General features: G+C 70.5%; 19 protein-coding genes. 10 read left to right on the top strand and 9 right to left on the bottom strand.

Features of this window, described 5'->3' with window-relative positions; translation table 11 throughout:
* Positions 1-749: 749 nt before the first annotated feature.
* A complete protein-coding gene (locus J2S44_RS07455; protein ID WP_310410141.1) occupies positions 750-1,244 on the bottom strand; it encodes a DinB family protein in 495 nt (164 codons plus the stop codon).
* A gap of 132 nt (positions 1,245-1,376) precedes the next feature.
* Here J2S44_RS07455 and J2S44_RS07450 point away from each other — a divergent pair, with 132 nt between their 5' ends.
* Entirely contained in the window at positions 1,377-1,514 is a 138-nt protein-coding gene (locus J2S44_RS07450) for a hypothetical protein (protein ID WP_310410139.1), read from the top strand.
* A 1-nt stretch (position 1,515) separates the two neighbouring features.
* Here the strand turns inward: J2S44_RS07450 and J2S44_RS07445 are convergent, their stop codons facing one another.
* Positions 1,516-2,037: a hypothetical protein gene (locus J2S44_RS07445; RefSeq protein WP_310410137.1), complete on the bottom strand. Its 522-nt coding sequence runs from the start codon at positions 2,035-2,037 to the stop codon at positions 1,516-1,518.
* Positions 2,038-2,370: 333 nt separating this feature from the next.
* Between J2S44_RS07445 and J2S44_RS07440 the strand changes: the two genes are divergently transcribed.
* Positions 2,371-4,998, top strand: a complete 2,628-nt coding sequence (locus J2S44_RS07440; protein ID WP_310410135.1) for a tetratricopeptide repeat protein — start codon at positions 2,371-2,373, stop codon at positions 4,996-4,998.
* A gap of 68 nt (positions 4,999-5,066) precedes the next feature.
* Here the strand turns inward: J2S44_RS07440 and J2S44_RS07435 are convergent, their stop codons facing one another.
* The 5 genes from J2S44_RS07435 to J2S44_RS07415 form a co-directional block, all read right to left on the bottom strand.
* Positions 5,067-5,324: a hypothetical protein gene (locus tag J2S44_RS07435; RefSeq protein WP_310410133.1), complete on the bottom strand. Its 258-nt coding sequence runs from the start codon at positions 5,322-5,324 to the stop codon at positions 5,067-5,069.
* A 191-nt stretch (positions 5,325-5,515) separates the two neighbouring features.
* Positions 5,516-6,418 (bottom strand): AfsR/SARP family transcriptional regulator, encoded by a 903-nt coding sequence (locus J2S44_RS07430; protein ID WP_310410132.1) that lies wholly within the window; start codon positions 6,416-6,418, stop codon positions 5,516-5,518.
* Positions 6,419-6,502: 84 nt separating this feature from the next.
* Positions 6,503-8,383 carry a 1,4-alpha-glucan branching protein GlgB gene (glgB, locus tag J2S44_RS07425; protein WP_310410131.1) on the bottom strand — a complete coding sequence of 627 codons (1,881 nt, stop codon included), beginning with the start codon at positions 8,381-8,383 and terminating at the stop codon, positions 6,503-6,505.
* A 102-nt stretch (positions 8,384-8,485) separates the two neighbouring features.
* Complete coding sequence (locus J2S44_RS07420; protein ID WP_310410129.1) at positions 8,486-9,829, bottom strand: glycosyltransferase family 4 protein; 1,344 nt, start codon at positions 9,827-9,829, stop codon at positions 8,486-8,488.
* Between the two features lie 161 nt (positions 9,830-9,990).
* Positions 9,991-11,892 carry an amylo-alpha-1,6-glucosidase gene (locus J2S44_RS07415; protein WP_310410127.1) on the bottom strand — a complete coding sequence of 634 codons (1,902 nt, stop codon included), beginning with the start codon at positions 11,890-11,892 and terminating at the stop codon, positions 9,991-9,993.
* A gap of 130 nt (positions 11,893-12,022) precedes the next feature.
* On the opposite strand from J2S44_RS07415, the gene J2S44_RS07410 reads away from it, so the two are divergent.
* Positions 12,023-14,632 (top strand): MGH1-like glycoside hydrolase domain-containing protein, encoded by a 2,610-nt coding sequence (locus tag J2S44_RS07410; protein WP_310410125.1) that lies wholly within the window; start codon positions 12,023-12,025, stop codon positions 14,630-14,632.
* Positions 14,633-14,674: 42 nt separating this feature from the next.
* On the opposite strand, the gene J2S44_RS07405 is transcribed toward J2S44_RS07410, so the two are convergent.
* A complete protein-coding gene (locus J2S44_RS07405) occupies positions 14,675-14,968 on the bottom strand; it encodes a hypothetical protein (protein WP_374727961.1) in 294 nt (97 codons plus the stop codon).
* A gap of 189 nt (positions 14,969-15,157) precedes the next feature.
* On the opposite strand from J2S44_RS07405, the gene J2S44_RS07400 reads away from it, so the two are divergent.
* From J2S44_RS07400 to J2S44_RS07375, 6 genes are all read left to right on the top strand, one after another.
* Positions 15,158-16,447 carry a PA0049 family protein gene (locus tag J2S44_RS07400; RefSeq protein ID WP_310410121.1) on the top strand — a complete coding sequence of 430 codons (1,290 nt, stop codon included), beginning with the start codon at positions 15,158-15,160 and terminating at the stop codon, positions 16,445-16,447.
* An 863-nt stretch (positions 16,448-17,310) separates the two neighbouring features.
* On the top strand, positions 17,311-18,279 hold the full coding sequence (locus J2S44_RS07395; RefSeq protein ID WP_310410119.1) for a Ppx/GppA family phosphatase: 969 nt from the start codon (positions 17,311-17,313) through the stop codon (positions 18,277-18,279).
* A 163-nt stretch (positions 18,280-18,442) separates the two neighbouring features.
* Positions 18,443-19,705, top strand: a complete 1,263-nt coding sequence (locus J2S44_RS07390) for an ABC transporter substrate-binding protein (RefSeq protein WP_310410118.1) — start codon at positions 18,443-18,445, stop codon at positions 19,703-19,705.
* The gene (locus tag J2S44_RS07385) at positions 19,702-20,598 is read left to right on the top strand and encodes a carbohydrate ABC transporter permease (protein ID WP_310410116.1); all 897 of its coding nucleotides are present in this window, start codon (positions 19,702-19,704) and stop codon (positions 20,596-20,598) included. The genes J2S44_RS07390 and J2S44_RS07385 overlap by 4 nt, the downstream gene beginning before the upstream one ends.
* Complete coding sequence (locus tag J2S44_RS07380; protein ID WP_310410114.1) at positions 20,598-21,482, top strand: carbohydrate ABC transporter permease; 885 nt, start codon at positions 20,598-20,600, stop codon at positions 21,480-21,482. Before J2S44_RS07385 ends, J2S44_RS07380 begins: the two co-directional genes overlap by 1 nt.
* Positions 21,483-21,489: 7 nt before the next feature.
* The gene (locus J2S44_RS07375; protein WP_310410112.1) at positions 21,490-22,653 is read left to right on the top strand and encodes an ABC transporter ATP-binding protein; all 1,164 of its coding nucleotides are present in this window, start codon (positions 21,490-21,492) and stop codon (positions 22,651-22,653) included.
* A gap of 109 nt (positions 22,654-22,762) precedes the next feature.
* Here the strand turns inward: J2S44_RS07375 and J2S44_RS07370 are convergent, their stop codons facing one another.
* On the bottom strand, positions 22,763-24,421 hold the full coding sequence (locus J2S44_RS07370; protein WP_310410110.1) for an ABC-F family ATP-binding cassette domain-containing protein: 1,659 nt from the start codon (positions 24,419-24,421) through the stop codon (positions 22,763-22,765).
* Positions 24,422-24,732: 311 nt separating this feature from the next.
* Between J2S44_RS07370 and J2S44_RS07365 the strand changes: the two genes are divergently transcribed.
* Complete coding sequence (locus tag J2S44_RS07365) at positions 24,733-26,628, top strand: anthranilate synthase family protein (protein WP_310410108.1); 1,896 nt, start codon at positions 24,733-24,735, stop codon at positions 26,626-26,628.
* The last annotated feature ends 240 nt before the right edge of the window (positions 26,629-26,868 follow it).

Here is a 26,868-nt window from a genome sequence, read left to right as displayed (position 1 = left end):
CGTGTGCGCGCTTCCGCGGCCCGGGTGCCTGCGCCCGCGCGATATCGAACCCGGGCGCTGCCGCGCCCGAAATTTCACGATATAGCATCCAGCGTAAGCGCCGCCTTCGCCGCAGGCGGCCCTGACCGATCGCTCAGGTGTGCAAAAAGTAGATCCACAACGGATGTGGATCTACTTTTTGCACACCTGAGCCGTCGCTCAGCGCGGCCGGTGCGGTCAGGGCGTGACGCTACCGGCCCCGAAATGGCGCGGCTGATCAGCGCCTGGTTGTTACGAGCGGCGTCCGGACGCTGGCGCGTCCGGACGCCTGCGCGGTGCGGCGCTGCGCTGGACATGGCTCTCGGTGCGGCGGTTGGGGTGGCGGGATCACACCAAGGGCGGGCCTCGCGCTGGGCATCGCCTCGGTGCGGCGCCCGAGGGCTGCCGGGTCGCGCTGGGAATGCGCGCACGCTGGACATTCTCTCGGTGCGATGCTCGGGGTTGCAGGACCACGCCGAGACCGGGGCCCGCGCTGGTGATCGTCTCGGTGCGGTGCCCGGGTTGCGGGACCGCGTTGGGACCGGGGCCCGCGGCGGATATCAGCTCGGTGCGGCGGCCGGGGGTTGCGGGACCGTGCTGGGAGTCGGGCCTGCGGTGGATGTCGGCTCGGTGCGGCGGCTGGGGGTTGCGGGACCGCGCTGGGACCGGGGCCCGCGGGAGCGTGCCCAGAGTGGGCACGCCGGAAGTGGGAAAATCAAGAGCTTGGGTTTTCAGCCCATGGTCTTCTGGCCGTCGATGGCCTCGCGGAGCAGGTCGGCGTGGCCGGAGTGCTGGGCGGTCTCGGCGATGATGTGGAGGAGGACGCGGCGTACGGACCAGGTCGCGCCGGGCTCGAACCAGGGGGCCTCGGGCAGCGCGCGTGTGACGTCGAGGTCGGCGGTGGCAGCGAGGTCGTCGGTGCGGGCGGCGACCTTTTCGTAGTCGGCGAGCAGGCCGGCCAGCGTCTCGCCCTCGACCATCCGGAAGCCGTTGACCCAGTCGTTCGGCTCGGCCTGCATGGCGTCGGCGCCGCCGGTGGCGAACGTGACCCAGGAGTGCTCGGTCGCGGACACGTGTTTGATCAGGCCGCCGAGCGACAGCGTGGTGCTGGGGACCGGCTGCGACGCGGCCTGCTCGTCGGTCAGGTTCCGCACCGTGAACCGCAGGAAGCCGCGGTGGCGGTCCAGCAGGGCGATCAGGTCGGCACGTTCCGGTGTGATCTGCATAAGAGCAGCGTAGGAAGGATAGCGGCCTACTTTTGTCCTATACATGCGCGAGTTCCCCCGGACGGGCGGGAGCTGTCCGGGATTCGTGTCCGATCTGCCCTGACCTCACATCCGGCGAGGAGGTTTCGCAGCATGGACGACGTGACGACGGCGGCAGGTGCTGAAGTGCACCGCCTGGGGACGGTGTCCCCGGGGCGGACGGTGCTGGCCGTGGCGCACACGGTGGCGACGCCGCGATCGGTTGTGGACGCGGTCGACTCTGGAGAGTGACCTACGGATCCAGACGCTGTTCATGTTGGCACGAGACGTGCTTGCCGGCGGTCGCCGGGCCGAGCTGCGGCGGCTGCACGGCTTGGAGATCTTCTGGGATGGGGCGGTGTGTGCCCACTTCGACCTGGTGATCGCGGCGGACAGCGGCCATCTCTACGAGCTCAACGGTGCGATGCGTTCCGCCAGCCTGGAAGAATCTCACCGGTCGGCTCGCCGGGTCGAAAGCACCGAGATGGGCGAAGAGCTGACCGTCGGGAAAGCGCTCGATGAAGCGCCGCGACCAGTGAAGCGCAAGGGCGGTCTTGCCGATGCCGCCGGTGCGGGTCAGCACCAGAACGGTTCCCCTTCCGCCGACGGGGGCATCCAGTCGGCATAGTTCGTCGTCGCGGCCGACGAAGTGGACCGGGCTCGCCGGCAATTGACGCGGGATAACCGGACCTGACGCGACGCGCGCGTGCGCTTCGAACATCATCTCTCCGCCCGGTGCGAGTCGTGTGATCGATTGTTCGTGCACGAAGGCCACAGCCGTCGTTGACGTGTGTTTGGCGTGGTGTAAAGCCTTTGTGGCCAGTGGTGGCTAATGGCCGAATCGGCAAAAGATGAAGATCGATATTTGCTGAAGGAGCTCCGGGTGCGCTTCGTTGCCGATATTTGTGCAGGCGAGAAGGATGATCCGCGTGCGTCACATGCCGATGCACGTGCAGATGAGTGCCCACATTCGATGAGTGATCATGAATTGGTCGCGATCGTGTCCCATAGTGAATGGGGCGCCTGGTACTGGCATCTGGGGGGACGATGTACCGCACTGTGCTGACCTTCGTCGAACGACACTGTTGCCCGCCCGCGATCAGCCGGCGTGCTCGAGGAGGCCGTGGTGTCGGCTGTACCCGGTGAACCGCCGCGTGCCGAAACCCCGATGGCCGAGGTGACGATACGCGCCGACGGAAGCCGCGAGATCTATCAGTCCGCAGGCGATCAGTACATATATGAAAAGGGCCCGACCGGCCCTGTGGTAGGGAGCCGGGGGTTGCCACGCGACATCTCGACATTCGTCGGCCGCGAGACCGAAATGCATATGGTGATGTCCAGTGTTGAACGCGTGATGGATGATGGTGCGGTTCTGCCGATCGTGACGATCAGTGGAATGCCGGGCGTCGGAAAAAGTGCGTTCGCCGTGCAGGCAGCGCATCGGCTGGCCGGCTACTTCCCGGACGCGCAGTTCTTTCTCGATCTACGTGCGCACAGCGCCGCGTCCGATGCCGGAATGGAACCGCACGACGCGCTCGAGGCGTTGCTGATGGCCGACGGAGTGGAATCGGCCCGCATCGTAGGAGGACTCGAGGCGCGGGCTGCGCAGTGGCGCAGCAGACTCGCCGGGCGCAGGTGCCTTTTGATCTTGGACAACGCCGACCGCGAGGATCAGGTGCAACCGTTGCTTCCCGGCGACCCACGCTGTCTCGCCATCGTCACCAGTCGTAGCCGGATGACGAGCATGACCGCCGCGCACACCACGATCGCGCTGCCGCTGTCGACGTTGCCGCCCACTACGGCAGCGGACCTCTTCGGTCGTATCTCCGGCCGGGACCCACAGGGAGACGAGGCGGAAGCGATCGCGGAACTGGTGAACGCCGCCGGGCGGCTGCCGCTTGCTGTCTGCCTGCTGGCTGCCGAGTTGAGGCCGGAGCCGGGCTGGCGGGTCTCCGATCTGCTGTCCGAGCTCCGGCACGCGTCGCACGCGGCCAGCGTGATCACGGCGGGCGGAAAAGCGCTCACGCCGGCCTTCCACCTGTCCTACTCGCGGCTGCCGACGCCGTTGCGCAGAGTGTTCCGATATCTCGGTGCGCATCCTGGGGCCGAGCTGAACGCGGCGGCGGTGGCCGCGCTGACCGACATGCCGGTGGCGCGCGCTGGTCGTCACCTCAGCCTGCTCTACGAGAACCATCTGCTCGACCAGCCCCGCCGCGGTCGCTTCCGGCTACACGATCTGGTCGGTGACTACACGCGCCACCTTCTTTCCGACGAGACACCGGCGATGCGAGCCCTGTTGCTCGGCCGGATCTCCGATCACTACCTGACGCTCGCCGTTGACGCCTGGCGCTCGATCACCGGAGACCCGTCAGGGGCGGCGGGGTCCGAACAGGCACGCCTTCGGTTGGAGGCCGAGCGCGAGAACTTGTTCGCCTGCGTGGACGCGCTCGTCGTCCGCGACGACCACCAGCGGGTCGTGGGCTTCGCGGCGGGCCTGGCGCCGATCCTCCTGCACACCGGGCCTTGGGATAGGGCTATCCGGCTGCAGCGTGCGGCGGTTGTCGCCGCGGAGCGCCTTGACGATCACACCGCGGTCGCGCGCGCGCTGCGTGAACTCGGTGTGCTGTATCGCCTGACCGGTGCCTACGCCGATGCGGGAAGGGCGCTTGACCGTGCCCTGCGGATCGATCGCGATCAGTCAGACGAGGTGGGCATGGCTTCGACGCTCGCCCGGCTCGGCGCGGTCCGCCGCCATGAGGGCAATCTCGTCGGTGCCGTCGAGGTGCTCAGCACCTCGGTCGACATCAGCCGTCGCGTGGGCCACGAGGCCGGTGAGGCTGAAGCCCTCGACGAGCTCGGTGTGGCGCTGGCGGTCTCCGGTGATCCGGCCCGGGCGGTGCGCTGCCTGCAGCGAGCGCTGGTCATCCACCGGTCCGCCCGGTCCGGTATCGCCTACGCCGACACGCTGAACCAGCTGGGTGGCGTGTGGCAGATGATGTCCGACTACCCGGCGGCAATCACCGCGCACGAGGAGGCGCTCGCTGTCTACCAGGCTCGGCACGACGCCGAGGGCGAATCACGCGCGCGGCACTATCTCGGGGGCGCACTGGTGGAGATCGGGGACTTCGGGCGGGCGGACGAGGTGCTGCGGGCCGCGGTTCCGTTGCTGGAGCGGTTGGGGAATCGTCGAGGTCATGGCATCGCGCTCAACTACCTCGGCGTCATCGCCAGGGAGACCGGGGCGTACGGGACCGCGCGACAACGGCTCGAGCGCGCGCTGACCATCTACCGGACACTGGGCTATGCCCACGGCGAGGCCGACGCCATCAATCACCTCGGGCTTCTCGACGGGCTCACCGGTGACAATGCGGCGGCATCGCTCGCGCATCAGAGCGCGCTCGTCGCCTTCGCGCGCCTGGGTCACCTGCCCGGTCAGGCGGAGGCTCTCCTTGCACTCGGCGGTCTGGAATTGCGCCTCAACCGTCCGGAGAAGGCTGTCGAACACTACCGGGCGGCGCTGCGGTACGCGACGGACGGCAGCTGTCCGGGTCTGCGGGCCCGGGCTCACGAAGGCCTGGGGCGGTGCGGGCTGACTCTTGGAGATCCGGATCCGGACCTCGAACTCCGCCAGGCACAACGGTTGTACTACCGGGTCGGTGCGGTGCCTGCGGCGGAGGCGATCACCGAACTGCTGGAGCAGACATTGCAGCGGTACGACCCGCCGATCGCGTCCTGAGGTGGGCACGATCGAGTGAACCGTCGCCCCGGCCGCCGCGGCTAGTGCGGCAACCGGGGCGACTGCGGCTAGGCTTGCTGGCGATGGTCGACGGGGAGCTTCTTGTCGAAGTGGAAGATCGCCATTGTGGACTCGTTGCCCCTGTCGGTGTGGGTGTAGACGGCTATGTTCGGTGCCGAGGGAAGTTCTGCCCCCGTCCCGGACTCGACCGTCGACGGCCTCTCCGCCTCGGCCGTCATGGGGTGGAACCCTGCGACGGGAGAGCTCGCGGCGATCAAGGCCGTCGTGGTCAGCCCAGCGACGATGATGGACAGCGGAACGTGCACGGGTGTTTCCTCTCGACATGACTCGGCTCGCAAAAGCAATGTCGTAGGCCGAAGATCGACCACGGTCCGCAGAGGTTACTCCCAAAGCGGCTGAAACCGCTAGATGTATGAATGAGGCCTTGCTTAACAGGCTTTTAGGTCGCAGTGGGTTAATCACACCAAGTCGGGCGTTGGTCCACGACCGAGCTGGTTCACGAGTCGCTCCGCTTGAAGATTGTTATTCGCCCTGCGGCCTGGTGTACGCGCCGGCTGTTGGTCGCGTAGAGGCTCACGCCGCGGTTGGCGGGCGGATCACCTGTCCCACTTCGTGCCACCTCAACGCCGGCGTGCGGAGGTGTTTCGGCCTCGTGGTCCTTCGTGGCGGCTTGCCGCGCCGCTTCCCGTACAGAGGAACTCGGGCCGACGCCGACCGCTTGGATCATGCGCTGCGTGAGCCTCTGGACGAAATCCGGTATCGCGGCGCGCTGCCCCGCCGATCGGAGCGTCTCCACGCCGAGTAGGAGCAGACGGTCGGTGGGAACGGTGTCCTCGGCGAGCTGCTCGATCAGCGTCATCGCGTCCTGATGCGCCCCGGTTAGTTCGAGTTGCTGACAGAGTCGGTACACGGTCTCGACACGTTCCTGCCCCAGCGCGTGCCGCCGCCGGTCCGCCCACTGTGTGGTGACTCCGGTCAGGGCCGGACCGGTCCATGTGTCCAGTGCCGAGCGGTATTGCCGGGCAGCCGACGCCGGATCCGAACGTACAGCCGCGTCGTGCGCGGCTGCACACAGCGACCGGAAATTGTGGTAGTCGACGGTCAGTGGGTCCACGTCGAGCGAATACATACGCGGCCGGTGACTACGGAGCGTCCCGGGTGGTGCGCCCGCGCGGGTGAGGGCTCGCCGGACGGACCGGACGTACGTCGCCAGCGTTTCGTCGGCCTGCCCGGGCGGCTCCTCGTCCCACACGTGTGAGATCAGATCGTCGACGCTGAGTCGTCGATTGGGGCTGAGGGCGAACGCGCCGAGGACACAACGCTCGGCACTCCGCGGAAACCCGATCATGGCACCGTCACCGGCCACCATGCTGACGACGCCCAGAAGTCGGATCTGCATGTGGACCCCACCACCATTATGTCAGCGGTGGTCGATGTCCGCCCGGTTGCCGGCCGGCAACCGGGCGAGTACCGGAGCTGCCGCTCAGGCGGCGGGGCGGAACCAGACGACGGCGTACGGGCCGACCGCGATCTCGGCGGAGTGCGGCAGGCCGTGCGAGCCGGCGCCGTCGGCGGTGACCGCGCCGAAGTTGCCGACGCCGGAGCCGCCGTAGTGGGACGCGTCGGTGTTGAGGACCTCGTCCCAGCGGCCGCCCTGCGGCAGGCCGATGCGGTAGCCGGTGCGCGGCACGCCGGAGAAGTTGGCCACGCACGCGACGACCGAGCCGTCGTCGCCCCAGCGCAGGTACGACACCATGTTGTTCTGCCAGTCGTCGTGCGCGATCCAGCGGAAGCCCTGCGGCAGCGTGTCCTGCGACCAGAGCGCGCGCGACTCGCGGTAGACCCGGTTGAGGTCGCGCAGCGTGGCGTGCACGCCCTGGACGGCCGGGTCGCCGAGTACGTGCCAGTCGAGGCCGCGGTGCTCGGCCCACTCGTGCTCGTCGGCCAGCTCGGAGCCCATGAAGATCAGCTGCTTGCCGGGGAACGACCACATGTAGCCGAGGAAGCCGCGCAGGCCGGCCAGGCGCTGCCAGCGGTCGCCGGGCAGCTTCGCGATCAGCGACTTCTTGCCGTGCACCACCTCGTCGTGGCTGATCGGCAGCGTGAACTGCTCGTCGAACGCGTAGCAGGACGGCCAGGTGAGCTGGTCGTGGTGGTGCTTGCGGTAGACCGGGTCGCGCTCGACGTACTCGAGCGTGTCGTGCATCCAGCCCATGTTCCACTTCAGGCCGAAGCCGAGGCCGCCCCAGTCGGTGGGCCGGGAGACGCCGGGGAACGCGGTGGACTCCTCGGCGATCATGACGGCGCCGGGGTGCTCGCGGTAGACGACCGCGTTCAGCTCGCGGAGGAACGCGATGGCCTCGAGGTTCTCGTTGCCGCCGTGCTCGTTCGGCGACCACTTGCCGTGCTCGCGGGAGTAGTCGAGGTAGAGCATCGAGGCGACCGCGTCCACCCGGAGGCCGTCGACGTGGAACTCCTCCAGCCAGTACAGCGCGTTCGCGACCAGGAAGTTCCGCACCTCCCAGCGGCCGTAGTTGAAGATCAGGCTGCCCCAGTCCGGGTGCTCGCCGCGGTGCGGGTCCGGGTGCTCGTAGAGCGCGGTGCCGTCGAAGTTCGCCAGCGCCCACTCGTCCTTGGGGAAGTGCGCGGGCACCCAGTCGAGCAGCACGCCGATGCCGGCTTGGTGCAGCCGGTCGACCAGGTACCGGAACTCGTCCGGGGTGCCGAACCGGGACGTCGGCGCGTAGTAGCCGGTCACCTGGTAGCCCCACGAGCCGCCGAACGGGTGTTCCATCACCGGCATCAGCTCGACGTGCGTGAAGCCGAGCTCGCTCACGTACTCGGTCAGCTGGTCGGCGAGCTCGCGGTAGCCCAGGCCGGGGCGCCAGGAGCCGAGGTGCACCTCGTACACGCTCATCGGCTGGCGGTGGTGCTCGGTCTGCCCGGCGCGCGTGGCCATCCAGTCGCCGTCGTCCCACTTGTGCTCGGACCGGAAGATCCGGGACGCGGTACGCGGGGGCGTCTCGGTCGCCACGGCCAGCGGGTCGGCCCGGTCCATCCACGAGCCGTCCGCACCGTGGATCTTGTACTTGTACAGCTGTCCGATGGCCGCGCCGGGCACGAAGGCGGCCCAGACCCCGCTGTCGCCGAGGTTGCGCATGGGTACGCCGTCGTCCGCACCCCATCCCGCGAAATCGCCGATCACCCGGATCTCGCGCGCGTTCGGCGCCCAGACCGCGAAGTGGCAGCCGTCGTCGGTGGGGTGCGCGCCGAGCACCGTCCAGAGGCGCTCGTGCCGCCCCTGGGAGAGCAGCCAGCGGTCGATCTCGCCGATGAAGTCGTTGCTGTCGTTGCTGTCGGACACGGAGCGGTAAGCCTCGCAACCTGGAGTATGAGGGCGGAAAAGGTTCCGCTGGCCGTCGCGAGGGGCGGCGGCCAGCGGAGAGAGCCGGAGATCGGGGGGATCCTAGACGGCGGACGAGGCGGCGTTCATCAGGCCGTGCAGGAGGTTGCCCTCGGGCACGACGGCCTTCGGCCGGCCGGTGGCGAGCTGCGCCTCGGCCTGCTTGGTGTTGAAGGCGGGTGCTTCCCGGATGGCCGAGCCGTACGCGGCGGCGGTGCGGGCCGCGATCGTGCCCCAGCCGTACCGCTCGGTGACCATCGAGCGCGCCTGCCGGGCGACGCGGCGCGCGAACACCTCGTCGGCCAGCAGCGAGTCGACCGCGTCGGCGAGCGCGTCCGGGTTGCTGTGCGGGAACGTGACGCCGGTGACGCCGGGCTCGACGATCTCGGCGAGACCGCCGGTCGAGGAGACCGCGATCGGCGCGCCGGCCGAGGCGGCCTCCAGCGCGATCATGCCGAACGGCTCGTAGAGGCTCGGGATGACCGTGGCGTCGGTGGCGGCGAGGACGGCGGGCAGCTGCTTCTCGTTCATGAAGCCGGCGAACGTGACCGTGTCGTCCAGGTGCAGCCGCGCGGCCTCGGCCTGGAGCTCCGACCGGTACGGCCCGTCGCCCGCGATGACGACCTTCAGGCCGGGGTGCCGGTGCTTGAGCTTCGGCACCGCGTTGACCAGGTGCTGCACGCCCTTCTCGTAGACCAGCCGGCCGGCGAACCCGATCAGCGGGCCGTCACCGGCGAACTTCGAGCGGGCGGCCGCGACGGCGCGGGGCTGGGCACGCCACATGGTGTCGTCGACTCCGTTGGGCACGACGTCCATCCGGGCCGCGGGGAGGTCGAGGAGCCGGTTCACCTCCCACCGCATGTACTCCGAGCAGACGATGACGCGCACCGCCTCCTGCGCGAGCCACCACTCGACGGTGTGGATCGCCTTGTTCATCTCCTCCGGGAGCCAGCCCTGGTGCCGGCCGGCCTCGGTGGCGTGAATCGTGGCGACGAGGGGGATGTCGAGGTGCTCCTTGAGCGTGACCGCGGTGTGCGTCACGAGCCAGTCGTGCGCGTGGATCACGTCGTACTCACCGGACTCCGCCGCCCGCAGGGCCGCGCGGGTGAGCGTGTGGTTGAAGGCCATGGTCCAGGCGAGCAGGGACGGCGTGGCGAGCGGGAAGACCGGCGGGTCCTCCGGCGCGCGCACGATGCGGACGCCGTCCGCGTACTCCTCCAGCGGGGCGCCGGCGACGTGCCGGGTCACCACCGTCACCTCGTGGCCGGCCTGGGCGAGCGCGATCGAGAGCGCGTGGACGTGTCGGCCGAGGCCCCCCACCACGACCGGCGGGTACTCCCAGGAGAGCATCAGCACGCGTTGCGGACGTGCGGTCCGCATCTCGATGATGTCGGCGTTTGGTGACATAGGCCCGGCCCCCTCGCAGATTCGTCCCTAGGCACACGCCAGCGGACGCCCCTCAAATCAGGTTCAGAAGGGTGTCAACGCGTTGTCGGGATGGCCTTATCTTGCCCTACCCGTGGAAACCAGCGAAGACACCCCGGTTGCCGTCGTGTAACCAAGGTTGATCAACACCGACGGACGCGAACTAGTTCCCCGACCGACCACGCTTGAAACGGGCAACCCGTAGCCGAGTGAGGTGGCTCACCGTCCGCTGTTTCAGTGACAGAGCCTAGGCCAAACTCGGTCAAATGACCTTCGATACCGGAGAGTAGTTCGCCATCTGACACGGCGGACTTCGCACACGTATCGATAAATGGCCCCACCCACCACGGCCACACCGTGCCCATGTGATACGCGCCATCCCTGGCGTCGGAATTTCCACGGTGTTCACCCAGGAAACCCATTTCCCGGGGGCCGAGGCTGCGTAGACCGATCGGCGTCAGCAATCCCTTGGAAATTGCACGGAGAGCACGTGCATCGGCACGCATCGGCGCGTACGGCAAAGACCAGGCCAACAATTGGTTAGGACGAAGCGAGGCATCGTCGCCGTGCGGTCCGTCGACCACGTCGTAGAGCCACCCGGCGGGCGCCGGGAAGCGGCGGCGGAACGAGGCGAGCGCGGCCCGGTGCGCGGCCGGAGCCGCGCCGGCGTCACCGCGGGTGCGCCGTGCGAGATCCACGATACCGGCCAGGCCGTTGATCCAGAGCGCGTTCACCTCGACCGGCTTCCCGGCCCGCGCGGTCACCGGCACGCCGCGCACCCGGGCGTCCATCCAGGTCAGCGCCTCCCCGGCGGCGCCCTGGGTGAGCAGGCCGTCGTCCGGGTCGACGCGGATGCCGTAGCGGGTGCCGCGCAGGTGCGCGTCCACCACGTCGCGCAGCGCCGGCAGCAGCTCCTCGGCCAGGTCGGTGTCGCCGGTGACGGTCACGTGCCGGGCCACCGCGTGCAGGAACCACAGTGTGCCGTCCACCGTGTTGTACTCGACGCTGCCGGTGTCCGCGGTGTTCGCCAGCATGCCCTCGGAGAGCGTGGCCGCGTAGCCGAGCAGCAGCCGCCGGCCCTCCTCCGCGCGGTTCGTGGTGAGCAGCAGTCCCTCGTAGGCGATCATGGTGTCCCGGGACCAGGCGCCGAACCAGGGGTATCCGGCGACCACGTCCGGCGTGGAGCCGGTGCGGACCACGAACGCGTCCGCGGCGAGCGCGAGCGTGGCGTCCACGTCGTCGGCCGGCGCGGCGGCGGCGACCACCGCGCGGTTCCGGCGCCGGGCCGCGGAGATCACCTCGCGGGCCGGCGGCGGGGTGTCGCCGAGCGCGCCGGCCCACGCGCGCACCTCCAGCACGTCGCCGGGCTCCCGCAGTTCGGCGCCGAACGTACCCGCGTGGAACAGATCCTCGTCGGCGGCCAGCCCGCGTGCCGCCTCCTCCCGGTGGTGCACGCCGGTCCACCAGGTGCCGGCCGCGCGCCAGTCCGGGCCGTCCAGGCGGTAGGCGTTCTCGATCACCGCGCCGCCGGCCGCCGGCTCGACGCCCAGCGCGGGCCCGCCCGCACCCCGCTCGCCGTGCCCGTCCCGCCAGGTGCACAGCGCCTGGAGGTCGAGCCGGACCGGGCCGCCGGCCAGCAGCCGGTGCACCACGGCGACCGCGGGGCGTCCGTACACCATGGCCAGCTCGCGTTCGAGGACCACGTCGCCGACCCGCCAGCGCCACCGGGGCAGGCCGTCGATCAGCGAGAACCGCTCCAGGAACGCGTGCCCGGCCGGCGCGACCGAGCTGGACGCCCACTCGTGCACGCCCAGCCGGACCTCGTCACCGCCGACGGTGAGCACTGGGTCCAGGCTCGCCAGCGCGAGCGTGCGCGCGGCCGCGGTCGCGCCGGAGACCATGAGCAGCCCGTGGTAGCGGCGGGTGCGCAGGCCGGAGACCGTGCCCATGGCGTATCCGCCGAGGCCGTCCGGGACCAGCCACTCGCGCGCGGCGCCCTCGGTGAGCGCGCCGCAGACCTGAGGGCCGAAGCTGATCGGGATCATGATTTCAGCACCTATCACTCATGTCGTCGGTGGAGTGGCGGTAACACGCCACGGCGACAATGTTTAGTGTGATCGACTTTGTCTTGGGAAGTTCTCCTATGGAAGATTCACGAGGAGGTGAGGGGCGCCGGTGAGTGAACGGGAGCGTCTCGCGCAGGCGGACTCGGGCGAGCAGCCGTGGCGGGCGTGGGGGCCCTACCTGTCGGAACGCGCCTGGGGCACGGTCCGCGAGGACTACAGTGAACACGGCACCGCCTGGGACTACTTCCCGCACGATCACGCACGGTCGCGCGTCTACCGGTGGAACGAGGACGGCATGGCCGGCGTCTGCGACGACCGCCAGCTGTTCTGCTTCGCGCTGGGCCTGTGGAACGGCAAGGACTCCATCCTCAAGGAGCGGATGTTCGGCCTCGGCGGCGACGGCGGCAACCACGGCGAGGACGTCAAGGACTACTGGTGGTACGAGGACTCCACGCCCACCCACTCGTGGATGCGCTGGCGCTACCACTACCCCCAGGCCGCGTTCCCCTACGAGGACCTGGTGCGGACGAACCGCGCCCGGCGCCGCGACGAGAGCGAGTACGAGCTGGTCGACACCGGCGTCTTCGACGACGACCGGTTCTGGGCCGTCACCGTCGACTACGCCAAGGCCTCGCCGACCGACTACTGCATGCTGGTCACGCTCGCCAACCGCGGCCCGGACGAGGCCACGCTGCACGTGCTGCCCACCATGTGGTTCCGCAACACGTGGTCGTGGGGCATCCCCGGCCGGGACCACGTGCCGACCATCCTCGGCTCCGGCAACCGGCTGATCGGGCAGCACCGCGGGCTCGGCCAGATCGTGCTGGAGGGCTCCGGTGACCCCGAGCCGCTCGCCTGCGACAACGAGACCAACACCCAGCGGCTGTGGGGGCTGGTGGGGCGCAGCGCGTACCCGAAGGACGGCATCAACGACTACGTGGTCGACGGCGCGGACACGGTCAACCCGGACGGCGAGGGCACCAAGGCGGCACTGCACTACACGGTGACCGTGCCGGCCCGGTCGCAGGCCACGATCCGGCTGCGGCTGTCGCTGACCGCGCCCGGCCCCGTACCCTCGCTGGATCTCGAAGCGGGTTTCGACACCGTGATGCGGCTGCGCGCGGCCGAGGCCGACGACTTCTTCGCCGAGGTCATCCCGGCCGCCGCGCCCCGCGAGGCCGCGAACGTGGCCCGGCAGGCGATCGCCGGCCTGATGTGGGGCAAGCAGTTCTACCACTTCGACGTGGAGCAGTGGCTCTCCGGCGACCCCGGCTCCACGCCGCCGTCCGGGCGCCGGCACGGGCGCAACAGCGCCTGGTGGCACATGAACAGCTTCGACGTCATCTCGATGCCGGACCCGTGGGAGTACCCCTGGTACGCGGCGTGGGACCTGGCGTTCCACTGCGTCTCCATCGCGCGCGTCGACCCCGGGTTCGCCAAGTCGCAGCTGCTGCTCCTGCTCCGCGAGTGGTACATGCACCCCAACGGCCAGATCCCGGCGTACGAATGGGCGTTCGGTGACGTGAACCCGCCCGTGCACGCCTGGGCCGCGCTGCGCGTCTTCGAGATCGACGGCGGCTGGGACCACGACTTCCTCGCCCGGGTGCTGCACAAGCTGCTGCTCAACTTCACCTGGTGGGTCAACCGCAAGGACGTCAACGGCAACAACGTGTTCGAGGGCGGCTTCCTCGGGCTGGACAACGTCGGCCCGTTCGACCGGTCCGCCGCGCTGCCGGTCGCCGGTGTGCTGGAGCAGTCCGACGGCACCGGCTGGATGGCGATGTACGCGCTGAACCTGCTGGACATGGCGGTCCGGCTGGCCATCCACGACCACACGTACGAGGACGTGGCCACCAAGTTCTTCGAGCACTACGCGTACATCGGGATGGCCGCCTACCAGCAGGGCCTGTGGAACGACGAGGACTCGTTCTTCTACGACGTGCTGCGGCTGCCGGACGGCGTGAAGCTGCCGCTCAAGGTCCGGTCCGTGGTCGGCCTGCTGCCGCTCGCGGCGACCAGCACGCTCACCGCGGTCACGCTGTCCCGGCTGCCGGAGCTGGCCGCGCGGGTGCGCTGGTTCCAGAACCGCCGCCCGCAGTACGCGGACATCGTCGGCTCGCGGCGGCTGTCCGGCGGCGGGCGGCAGCAGCGGCTGCTCGCCATGGTCGGGCAGGAACAGCTGATGCGGATCCTGGCCCGCATGCTCGACGAGGAGGAGTTCCTCTCGCCGTACGGGCTGCGCACGCTCTCCCGCAGCCACCTGGAGAAGCCGTTCACGATCTGGCTCGGCGGCTCCGACTTCACGGTCGGCTACGAGCCGGCGGAGTCGACCAGCGGCCTGTTCGGCGGCAACTCCAACTGGCGCGGCCCGATCTGGATGCCGACCAACTACCTGCTGATCGAGGCGGTCCGCGAGTTCGCCACGTTCTACGGCGACGACCTGCTGGTGGAGTACCCGACCCGGTCCGGGAAGAAGGTCACGCTCACCGAGGTGGCGGACGACCTGTCACACCGGCTGATCTCGCTGTTCCTGCCGGCGGCGGACGGCCGGCGGCCGATATACGGTCAGTGCGAGCTGTTCCAGACCCACCCGGATTGGAAGGACCGAATCGTCTTCCCGGAGTACTTCCACGGGGACAACGGCGCCGGCCTCGGCGCGTGGCACCAGACCGGCTGGACCGCGCTGGTCAGCGACCTGATCCTGACCGTCTACCGATAACAGAACAGCGGGGGTACGTACCCCCGCTGTTCGCCTGGATTCTCAGGGCGCGGTGTGGTGGGCGATCGTGTCCTGGCGCGTGATCGTCGCCGCGACCCGGTGCAACTCGGCCGGGTCCGGCTGCCAGGCGTCCGCGATGTCGTGGTGCAGGCCGGCCCGCGTCGCGGCGAGCAACTGCTGCTGAACCACCTCGACCGGCTCGCCCGCGTAGTGGTCGCGGACCCGTTCCGTCGCGGCCTGCAGCGCGGAGGTCAGCTGCTCCTCCAGCGCGCCCCGCAGCTTCCGCTCCACCGGTCCCAGCTGCCGGACATCGAGTGTGACCTTCGGCTCGTCCAAGTCGGACATGTTCGACCCCCCTGATGCGCCATCCTGCGTGCTCGCGCTCGTTACCCGGTCCGCCCGGCGCGGCAAACGTCACGACCCGGAAAAAATCCGACGCCGAACGGCAACCTGACGGCGGTCGATATTCGTTAACCTCGTGTCGGGTCGGACGCTCCAGGACGCGTTCGGTTGCAGGAGGTATCGGTGACCAGGCTCGCCCGCGCACTGTCCGTGCTCTGTGGAGTGATTCTCACGTTCTCGCTGCTGGCGGCGCCCGCGGCGGCGCGCCCGGCCGGGTGCGCCGACGGCACCGTCCCGCTCACCGCCGAGGAGGCGCGGCTCGACCGCCCGGTCCCCGGCGGCACCGCGTCCGTCCCCGCCGAGATCCTCGACCGCAGCGGGTTCGACGGCCTGACCCGCGCGTTCACGCTCGGCCTGTGCGCCGTGTCGTCCGGCCGGATCGCCGGGTCGTACGCGGAGGCCACCGGCCGCCTGCTCTTCGAGTCCGCGGTCGCTCGCGCCCAGCGTTCGCTGACCATCGGCGCGGCCCTCCCGTCCGACGACGACCGCCCGCTCTACTGGGCACGGCTGGCCCTCACGCGCGCGCTGCGGCAGTGGACGCCGTCGTTCCCGCACACGGCATCCGAGCGCGCCACCTGGGAGAAGCGCCTGGAGTACGCGTCACGCGGCCTCACCTCCAGCGCGTTCCGCCCGCTGCCCGGCGTCCGCAAACTGATGATCTCCGGCTTCGACCCGTTCCAGCTGGACGCGGAGATCCGCCGCGGCAACCCGTCCGGCGCGGTCGCGCTGGCCCTCGACGGAAAGATCCTGACCGCGCTCGACGGCACCCGCGTGCAGGTCCAGGCCGTGGTCTTCCCGGTCCGCTACCCCGACTTCGACCAGGGAATCGTGGAGGACGCGTTCCGCGCCGCCCTCGCCCGCGACCCCGACCAGGTCACCACGATCAGCCAGGGCCGGCCGGACGCGTTCGACCTGGAGGCCTTCAACGGCCGCCGCCGCTCCACCGCCGTACCCGACAACCTGAACCTGTGGGGCGGCGGCCTGCCGACCGCACCGGCCGTCTTCCCCAACGTCGGCCCCGGTCCCGAGTTCCTGCCCAGCACGCTCCCGATGGAAGCCATGTCGCAGGCCGAGGGCCTGTTCGCGGTGCGCATCAACACCTCGGTCCGGGAGATCCCCGCGGGCGGCACCACCCCGGTCACCCGCCCCGACGGCCCCACACCCGGCTCGATCGCGGTCGACGGCGGCGGCGGTGGCTACCTGTCCAACGAGAGCGCGTACCGCGTCACCCGCCTCCTCACCGAGACGCCGTCACCCCCGGCCGGCGGGCACGTCCACACGCCGGTCCTCGACTTCGACGCCGACAACTTCGAGACGATCACGGACCCGGTCTTCGAGGCCAACCGCGCGGCCATCATCACCCAGACCACCGCGATCCTCCTCGCCGGCCTCACCGCCAGCCCCGCCGCCTAGCCTCACCCGCATATCGGTAGACCGCTTCCGGCCGGTCGACGTCCGGCGTGACATGGGCGGCATATCCGGCATGTGGAGCCGCCGCACGTCACCGGTGGCGCGGAAACCGCGTCACCGAGCCGCGTTTGCCGGTGGCGCGGAAACCGCGTCACCGGGCCGCGTTTGCCGGTGGTGCGGAAACCGCGTCACCGGGCCGCGTTTGCCGGTGGTGCGGAAACCGCGTCACCGGAGCTGCGTCTGTCGGTGGTGCGGAAACCGCGTGACCGGCGGCACGGGAAGGCGCGTCACCGGCGGTGCAGAAACCGCGTCACCGGCGGCGTGGAAACCGTGGCGCCGGTGGCCCCGGAAACCAGGTCACCGGACATGGGGCAAGATCCTTCCAGCACCGTTGCTGTCTGGTGGCGTCGACGCTGTATCGCGCCGAGAGGACGTTCGATCCCAGCAAGCAGAAGGTCGATCCCACATAACGACCGCCCGGCGCCTTCGATCTTCTCGTGCGCACCGCGCAGACCGCCGCCAGGCACACCAGACGAAACCCACCCCACCCAGGAAAAAACAGCCGGGCCAACGAACGCCAAGCCCGCCGGAACCCCCGCCCCTCCCCGGAGCCCGAGGCCCGCCGGAGGCATGCCCTGGATGCCCCCGGCGCAACGCGGAGCGATCCGGGGAATGCGGAAGCGCGCCCGCGCGGCGCGGAGCTGGTCCGGCCGACGTGGGAACGCGCCCGCGCGGCGCGGAGCAGTCCGGCGGATGCGGGAACGCGACCACGCAACGTACCCCCGGCCACCCGCATCCCCCGTTTGAAGGTCGCCGATCCCAGGAACCCTTCGCGGATAAACCAGATGATCAAGGAAACTGACTGCATGCGAATCGGAGTGCTCGACGTCGGCTCGAACACGGCTCAGCTGGTCGTGGCCGACGTCGGCGACGGCGTCCCCCTGCCCGTGCACGCGATCAAGGAACCGGTCCGCCTGGCCGAGGTGATCGGCCGGGACGGTGCCCTGTGCGCGGAGGCGATCGACCGCCTGGCGACCGCCGTCGGGGCGGCCGTCGCGCAGGCCCGGCGCTGGGAGGTGCAGGAGCTGTTCGCCTACGCGACCGCGGTCGTCCGGGACGCCCCGAACCGGGACGCCGCGCTGGCCGGGATCGAGGCGCGGACCGGGGTGCGGCTGGGCACGCTGTCCGGTACCGAGGAGGCGGAGTTGACGTTCCTGGCCGTACGCCGCTGGATGGGCTGGCGGGCCGGCCCGCTGCTGCTTCTCGACATCGGCGGCGGCTCGGCGGAGATCGCCTACGGGCATGATCTGGCGCCGTCGTTCGCGGTGTCGCTGCCGATCGGCGCGGCCCGGATCACCCGTGAGCGGCTGCGCGGTGATCCGCCGCGGAGCGCGAAGGTCGACAAGGTACGCGGCTATCTGCGCCGGGAGCTGGGCGAGGTGGCGAGCCGGATGCGCTGGGACGCGCCGCGGACCGCGGTCGCCACGTCCCGCACGTTCCAGCAGCTGGCCCAGTTGTGCGGTGCGCCGCCGCTGCGGCACGGCCTGTTCGTGCCGCGGGTGTTGCGCCGGGAGGAGCTGGCGCGGCAGATCGGCCGGCTCGGCGCGCTGACCGCGGCCAAACGCGCGCGGCTGCCCGGGATCTCGGCGCCGCGAGCCCGGCAGTCGCTGGCCGGCGCGCTGGTGGCACACACCATGTTGGACATGTTCGGCCTGGACGAGGTGACGATCTGCCCGTGGGCGCTGCGGGAGGGGATTCTGCTGCGGCGGGTCGAGTCGGCGGGCAGCTGGGCGGGCCGGGCGTTGACGCTGGCCGAGCCGGCCGGGACCGCCTGACGTGGACAGTGTGTTAACGATGCGTTTCGCCGTGTCGTGGGCGGGGGAGATGGTGGTACGGATGACCCGCTGAGGTCGTCCCCCGGACCGCGTGCCGTGTGGGTGTGAGCGCAGCGATGCCCCGCGGCGCGCGCCATCTCCACATGGGAGGCGAGGCACAGGGATGGGAGATACCCCGAGGAAGGGCTGGCGCGCGCTTGCCGCGACGGTGCTGGTGACCGTGCCGCTCGCGGCGTGCGGTGGTCAGGACGACGGTGGCCCCCCGACGATCAATTTCTACAATCCGCCGGTCGAGAACATGCAGACCGTGATCGACGAGTGCAACGCGGCCGCGAACGGCCGTTACCAGATCGTCTACCGGGTGCTGCCGCGCGGCGCGGACGATCAGCGCGTGCAGATGGTCCGGCGGCTCGCGGCCGAGGACCCGAGCATGGACGTGCTCGGGCTGGACGTGACGTGGACGCAGGAGTTCGCGGGCGCGGAGTGGATCCGGGAGTGGACCGGCGCGGACGCGGCGGAGGTGCGGGACGGCACGCTGCCCGGTCCGCTGGAGTCCGCGACGTACGAGGACCGGCTGTACGCGGCGCCGAACAACACGAACGTGCAGTTGCTCTGGTACCGCTCGGATCTGGTGCCGAACCCGCCGCGCACCTGGGACGAGATGATCGCCCAGGCCCAGCAGCTGAAGGCGCAGGGCAGGCCGTACCAGGTGATCACGATGGGCGCCCAGTACGAGGGGCTGGTCGTCCTCTACAACACGCTGGTGGCCAGCGCCGGCGGTGCCATTCTGAGCGAGGACGGCAAGACCGCGGTGCTCGACGACGGCGCGGTGCGCGCGCTGGACGTGCTGAAGCGGTTCGCCACGGCCGGGGTGACCAGCCCGTCGTTCACGAACGCGCTGGAGGACCCGGCCCGGCTGGAGTTCCAGGGCGGCAACGGCGCGTTCCAGCTGAACTGGCCGTACGTCTACCCGGCCATGCAGGAGGCCGCGCCGGACCTGGCCCGGACGGTGCGCTGGGCCCGTTACCCCGGGGTGGACGCGAACACGCCGAGCCGGGTCACGATCGGTGGCACGAACCTGGCGGTCAGCGCGTACTCCCGGTATCCGGCGGAGTCGTTCGAGGCGGCCCGCTGTCTGCGCAACGCGGAGCACCAGAAGTACGCGGCGATCAACGACGGTGTGCCGCCGACGATCGAGGCGGTCTACGCCGAGCCGGAGATGGCCGAGGCGTACCCGATGAAGGACGTGATCCTGGCGGAGTTGCAGGACGCGTCGGTGCGGCCGCTGTCCCCGGCGTACCAGAACATCTCCACGGTCATGTCGGCGACGCTGTCCCCGCCGGGTGACATCGATCCGGAGTCGACCGCCGAGCAGCTGAGGCAGGAGATCCAGGACGCGCTCGACTCGAAGGGGGTGTTGCCGTGAGCACGGTCCTCAGTGAGGGCAAGAAACAGGAGCGGCGGCTCGGCTGGCTGCTGTGCGCGCCGGCCGCGGTCGTCATGGTGGCGGTGACGGCGTACCCGATCCTCTATTCGGTCTGGCTGTCGTTGCAGCGGTTCGACCTGAAGTTCCCGGACGAGCGCCAGTTCGTCGGCCTGGACAACTACGTGACGGTGCTGTCCAACGGGTACTGGTGGACCGCGTTCGGCGTCACCATGCTGATCACGGTGGTGACGGTCGCGATCGAGTTGGTGCTCGGCATGGGCCTGGCACTGATCATGCACCGGACGCTGGTCGGGCGCGGGCTGGTCCGGACCGCCGCGCTGATCCCGTACGGCATCGTGACCGTGGTGGCCGCGTTCTCCTGGCGGTACGCGTGGACGCCGGACACCGGGTACCTGGCGAACCTGGTCACGCCGGACGGGGCGCCGCTGACCGAGCGGGCCGGGTCACTGGCGATCATCATCGTGGCGGAGATCTGGAAGACCACGCCGTTCATGGCGCTGCTGCTGATGGCGGGCCTGGCGCTGGTGCCGGACGAGCTGATGCGGGCCGCGTCGATGGACGGGGCGACCTGGTGGCAGCGGTTCACGAAGGTGATGCTGCCGGTGATGAAGCCGGCGATCCTGGTCGCGCTGCTGTTCCGTACCCTCGATTCGGTCCGGGTCTTCGACAACATCTATGTGCTGACGGCCGGTGCGAACGAGACGTCCTCGGTCTCGATGATCGCCTACAACAACCTGTTGCGCGGGCTCAACCTCGGCATCGGCTCCACGATGTCGGTGCTGATCTTCTTGACCGTCGCGCTCATCGCGTTCGTCTTCGTCAAACTCTTCGGCACCGCCGCACCGGGTGCCTCCGACGAGGGGAGGCGCTGATGACCACGGCGCTCACGGAGCAGAAACGACGACCGGCGCCGGTACGCGAGCGGGTCAGCAAGGAGACGCGGGAGAAGGCCGTCTGGGGCCTGCTGGGCGTGCTCGTGGTCGCGTTCGCGCTGATCCCGGTGCTGTGGATCACGTCGCTGTCGTTCAAGACCCCGGCCACGATCGCGGACGGCAACTTCATCCCGCGGGAGTGGACGCTCGACAACTACCGGGTCATCTTCTCCACCGACCAGTTCGTCCGCGCGCTGGTCAACTCGATCGGCATCGCGCTGATCGCGACCACGGTCGCGGTGGTGCTCGGCACGATGGCCGCGTACGCGATCGCCCGGCTGGACTTCCCCGGCAAGGGGCTGCTGGTCGGCGTGTCGCTGCTGATCGCGATGTTCCCGCAGGTCTCGCTGGTCTCGCCGCTGTTCGAGATCGAGCGCCGGCTCGGCCTGTTCGACACCTGGCCGGGCCTGATCCTGCCGTACATCACGTTCGCGCTGCCGTTGGCGATCTACACGCTCTCCGCGTTCTTCAAGCAGATCCCGTGGGACCTGGAGAAGGCCGCGAAGATGGACGGCGCCACCCAGGCGCAGGCGTTCCGCCGGGTGATCGCGCCGCTGGCCGCACCGGGCGTGTTCACCACCGCGATCCTGGTCTTCATCTTCTGCTGGAACGACTTCCTGTTCGCGATCTCGCTGACCTCCACCGAGCGGTCCCGCACGGTGCCGGTCGCACTGTCGTTCTTCACCGGCGAGTCCCAGTTCGAGGACCCGACCGGCGCGATCTCCGCGGCCGCCGTGGTGATCACGATCCCGATCATTCTGTTCGTGCTGTTCTTCCAGCGTCGCATCGTCTCGGGTCTGACGAACGGCGCGGTCAAGGGGTGATGGTCCAGTGGCGGAGATAGTTCTCGACAAGATCAGTAAGCAGTACCCGGACGGTACGACCGCGGTCGAGGAGGTGAGCCTGGAGATCGCGGACGGCGAGTTCGTGATCCTGGTCGGCCCGTCCGGCTGCGGCAAGTCCACCACGCTCAACATGATCGCCGGGCTGGAGGACATCAGCTCCGGTGACCTGTTGATCGGCGGCGAGCGGGTCAACGACAAGGCGCCGCGCGACCGGGACATCGCCATGGTGTTCCAGTCCTACGCGCTCTACCCGAACATGACGGTCCGCGACAACATGGGCTTCCCGCTCAAGCTGGCCAAGCTCGACAAGGCGGTGATCAACCAGAAGGTGGAGGAGGCCGCGAAGGTCCTGGAGCTGACGCCCTACCTCGACCGCAAGCCGGCGAACCTCTCCGGTGGCCAGCGCCAGCGCGTCGCCATGGGCCGGGCGATCGTGCGCAGCCCCAAGGCGTTCCTGATGGACGAGCCGCTGTCCAACCTGGACGCGAAGCTGCGCGTGCAGATGCGTACCCAGGTGTCCCGCCTGCAGAAGCAGCTCGGCACCACCACCGTCTACGTGACGCACGACCAGACCGAGGCGATGACGCTCGGCGACCGCGTGGTGGTGATGCGGGCCGGCCGCGTGCAGCAGGTCGGTCACCCGCAGGACCTCTACGACCACCCGGCCAATCTCTTCACGGCCGGCTTCATCGGCTCACCGTCGATGAACTTCCTGCCCGCGGCCGTGTCGGACGGCCACCTGGAGACGCCGCTCGGAAAGATCACGATCCCCGCCCGGGTACGGGACGGGCTCTCCTCGTCCGAGCTGATCCTCGGCATCCGCCCGGAGCACTTCGAGGACGCCGCGCTGGTCGACGACGCCCAGCGGGCCCGGGGCCACGAGTTCACCGCCCCGGTCGACCTGGTCGAGTCGATGGGCTCGGACAAGTACGCCTACTTCACGCTCGAGGGCGAGACGGCCACCTCGGCCGAGCTGGAGGAGCTGGCCGCGGACGCGGGCGGCGCCGACCTGCCGTCCGGCGCATCCAACCTGGTCACCCGCTTCTCCGCCGAGTCCCGGGTCCGTTCCGGCGAACCGCACCGGGTCTGGCTCAACGTCGACAAGGTCCACCTCTTCGACGCGGCCACCGGCCGCAACCTGACGCTGTAGCCCCGATCGCCGGGAAGGCCGTCCGGGCCTTCCCGGCTCCGGCCTCCGGGCCCCGACCGAGGCCGGGCACACGGTCGTGCGGGGCGCGGCGACGGCTCCGCGCGCGGCATCAGCGGGTGCCCGGCAGCGCCAGTTCGCGGCCCGGCCAGCGCGAGCGGAGCCAGCGGTCGTGGCTGGCGACCACCACGGCGCCGGGACCGGCGGTGCCGAGCGCGTCCTCCAGCTCGTCGGCGAGCCGCGGGGAGAGGTGGTTGGTGGGCTCGTCGAGCAGCAGCAGTTCCGGCGGGTCCGCGATGACCAGTGCGAGCGCGAGCCGCCGTCGCTGGCCGACGGACAGCTCGCCGACCGGCAGCGTCCGGGCGCGGGCCGGGAGCAGGCCGAGCGAACCGAGCGGCACCGCCTCCGCGCGGTCCGGGCCGAGCGTGGCGGCGTAGAGCTCGTGGACGAGCAGGTCCGGCCGGTCGAAGACGGTGTCCTGGGTCAGCAGCGCCACCCGCAGCCCGCGGCGCCGCCGCACGTCGCCGGCCGCGTCGAGGCGACCGGCGAGCACGGCGAGCAGCGTGGACTTGCCGGCGCCGTTCGGGCCGGTGACGAGCACGCGGTCGCCGGCCGAGACGTCCAGGCGGTCGAGGGACAGCCGGCTGGGCACGCGCACGTCACGCAGCGAGACCAGCAGGCCGGAGGCGGCCGTCGTGGCCAGCGTGGTGGGCTGGAACCGCAGCGGCTTGGGCGGCTTGCGGACCTGGGTGCGTTCCAGTTCCTCCAGCCGGCGGGACGCGTTGCGGACCCGGCGGGAGATCTGCTGCTGGACGCGGCCGGCGGTGTGGCCGTAGCCCATCTTCTCGCTGTCCCGTGGCGCCCGGCCGTGCGCGACCTGCTGCGCGGTGACCGAGGCCGCGTGGCGCAGCGACGCCAGCTCGTCCTGTTCCTCCTCGAAGCGGCGCTGCCACCGCTCCCGTTCGGCGATCTTCGCGGCCTGGTACGCGGTGTAGCCGCCGCCGTACCGGGTCGGTCCGTCCGTGGCCGGGTCCAGGTCGATCAGGTCGGTGCAGGCCGCGTCCAGGAACGCGCGGTCGTGACTGGCCACGATCACCACGCCGGGCAGGCCGCGCAGTTCCTCCTCCAGGAACGCGGCGGCCGCGTCGTCGAGGTGGTTGGTCGGCTCGTCCAGCAGCAGCGCGGCCGGGCGGCGCACCAGCAGCGCGGCCAGCGCGAGGCGCCCGCGTTCGCCGCCGGACAGCGAGCCCACGCTGCGGGCCGGATCCAGGTGGCCGAGACCGAGCCCGGCCGTCACCAGCGTCGCCCGCCGGTCCGCGTCCCAGGCGGCCAGTTCCTCCGCCCGTTCCAGCCAGGTGCCGTACCGGTCCAGCAGGTCGTCGGGGTCCGGCCCCGCGCCGCCTGAGGGCTCGGGGTTCGGCGCCGTCCCGCCGGAGGCGTCGCCGGACAGCGCGGCGGCGAGGCGGTCGAGCGTCGCCAGTGCGAGACGGGCCTCGCGGAGCGCGTCGTCGAGCACGTCGGACAGCGTGGCGGTGGGCGGGAACGGCAGCTCCTGGTGCAGGAAGCCGAGGGACTCCGGGCGGACCACGGTGCCCGAGTCGGGCACGTCCGCGCCGGCGAGCAGCCGCAGCAGCGTGGTCTTACCGGTGCCGTTCTCACCGATCAGGCCGATGCGCTGACCGGGGGCGGCGACGAGGGAGACGCCGTCGAGCACGCGGCGCGTGCCGAGCGTGCGGACGAGGTCATGGGCGAGCAGAGCGGGCACGGACATGCCGGGACACCTCGAGGAGACGAGCGGGAACCCGCCGGGCGGCAACGGCCTCGGGCGCGGGTCGGGGAGGTGTCAACGGATCACATCGCGGCCAACGCTAGCGCCGCGCCGCGCTCCCGGCAAGCGACTTCGCCGTGTACGCTCCGAACCCATGACCGCGCGATTGAACTTCTGGTGGGCCGCCTTCCCGGCGGCCAGCATCCGCGCGTAACCACACCGCGGCCGCCCGATCGAGGCGGCCGCCACTGTGCAGATCCTGTGGCACGACGAGGCCCGCCGAGAGCGACGGCCCCGACGCACAGGAGACCGCATTGTTCACCGAGACCATCTCCGGCTCGCGGCCGTTCGCGCTGCTCAAGCGCGAGGGCGCCGACGAGGTCGAGGCCTTCACCGGGGACCTGAGCGTCGTCGGCACGCTCGCGGACCTGCCGCTCGACGACCGCACCGGGCCGCAGACGCTGGCGCTCGTCCCGTACCGGCAGATCGTGGAACGTGGGTTCGACACGGTCGACGACGGCACGCCGATGGAGTGTCTGCGCATCACGTCGTCGGCCACCCACCCGCTGGACGAGGTCCTCCGGGCGCTCCCGGACACGCCGATCGTCACCGGGGACGCCGGGTTCGACGTCGGCGACGACGACTACGCCCGCAAGGTCGAGGAGGTGCTGCGGGACGAGATCGGGCGCGGTGCGGGCGCGAACTTCGTCATCCACCGCACCTGGACCGCGACGGTCCGGACCGATCCGCGCACGGCCGCGCTCGCCGCGTTCCGGAACCTGCTGACCGGCGAACGCGGCGCGTACTGGACGTTCCTGGTCTGGACCGGCACCCGCTACCTGGTCGGCGCGACGCCGGAGCGGCACGTCAGCGTGGACCGCGGCCTGGTGATGATGAACCCGATCAGCGGTACGTTCCGGCACGCGGCCGGCGGGGACCTGCTGGAGTTCCTGGCCGACCCGAAGGAGCGCGACGAGCTCTACATGGTGCTCGACGAGGAGCTGAAGATGATGGCCACGGTCGCGGAGGCCGGCGGCCAGGTGCTCGGCCCGTACCTGAAGGAGATGTCGCACCTCACCCACACCGAGTACCTGCTGGCCGGCCGCACCACGCGGGACGTGCGCGACGTGCTGCGCGAGACGATGTTCGCGCCGACCGTGACCGGCAGCCCGATCGAGAACGCGGCCCGGGTGATCGCCCGGCACGAGCGACGGGGCCGGCGCTACTACGCGGGCGTGCTCGCGCTGCTCGGCCGGGACGCGGACGGCGGCCAGTCGCTGGACGCGCCGATCCTGATCCGTACCGCGGAGTTGTCGCCGACCGGTGAGCTGCGCGTCTCGGTCGGCGCGACGCTGGTCCGGCACTCGACGCCGGCCGGTGAGGTCGCGGAGACCTACGCCAAGGCCGCGGGCGTGCTGGCCGCGCTCGGCCTGCACCCGCGCGCCGCCACCGGGGCGCTCCGGACCCACGATCACGACGATCCGGCGGTACGGGACGCGCTCGCGGCCCGTAACGACCGGCTCGCCCGGTTCTGGCTCGAGGACCGGGTCTCCGCCGCGCCGCGGCCGGTGTTCGCGGGCCGGCGCGCGCTGATCGTGGACGGGGAGGACACGTTCACCGGCATGCTGGCCCATCAGCTGCGCGCGCTCGGCCTGACGGTGGACGTGCGGCCGTGGCACGCGCCCGGCCCGGACCGGGACGCGTTCGACCTGCTGGTGCCGGGTCCGGGACCGGGTGACCCGGCGGATCCGGATTTTCCGCCCGCGGTGGCGCTGCGCGCGGTGATCGCGGAGCGGCTGGCGTCCGGCCGGCCGATGCTGGCCGTGTGCCTCTCGCACCAGCTGCTGTCCGGCATGCTGGGACTGCCGCTGCACCGCAGAGACGCGCCCTATCAAGGCATGCAGCGCGACATCCCGCTGTTCGGGACGACACGCCGGGTCGGGTTCTACTCCACGTACACCGCGCTGTCCGGCGTGGACCGGGTGGAGACCGCTGTCGGCCCGGTCGAGCTGGCCCGGGACGCGGCGGACGGCGCGGTGCACGCGCTGCGCGGTCGCGGGTTCGCCGGCGTGCAGTTCCATCCTGAGTCGGTGCTCAGTCAGGACGGGATGGCCGTGCTGACCGGCCTGCTGACCACGCTCTTCGAAACCGGAAGCGCTCCCACGCAGAAATCGGTTTCCGATTCGCATATTCCGGCGGTTCGCGGGTAGCAGGTCTGATAGCGGCACCTGATGATGCCGGGGTCGCCGGAGGTCCGGGCGGGTTTGAGAGCCCCCGCTCGGACCTTCGGTTTCAGACAGTTCTCAGCTGATTCGCGGCTTGTTCCAAGCCTGCGTGGAACCCGGTCGCCGGTGCCCGGTTGGGGCGCGGTCGTTCGCTCGTCCGGGTTTCGGCCGGGTTGACTCTTCGGGATTAATCCCTGGTTAACGGACCACGATTCGGCGCGGATC

This window comes from Catenuloplanes niger, from assembly GCF_031458255.1.
In the GTDB taxonomy this organism is placed as follows: domain Bacteria; phylum Actinomycetota; class Actinomycetes; order Mycobacteriales; family Micromonosporaceae; genus Catenuloplanes; species Catenuloplanes niger.
This window is presented reverse-complemented; position numbering and strand designations above follow the sequence as displayed.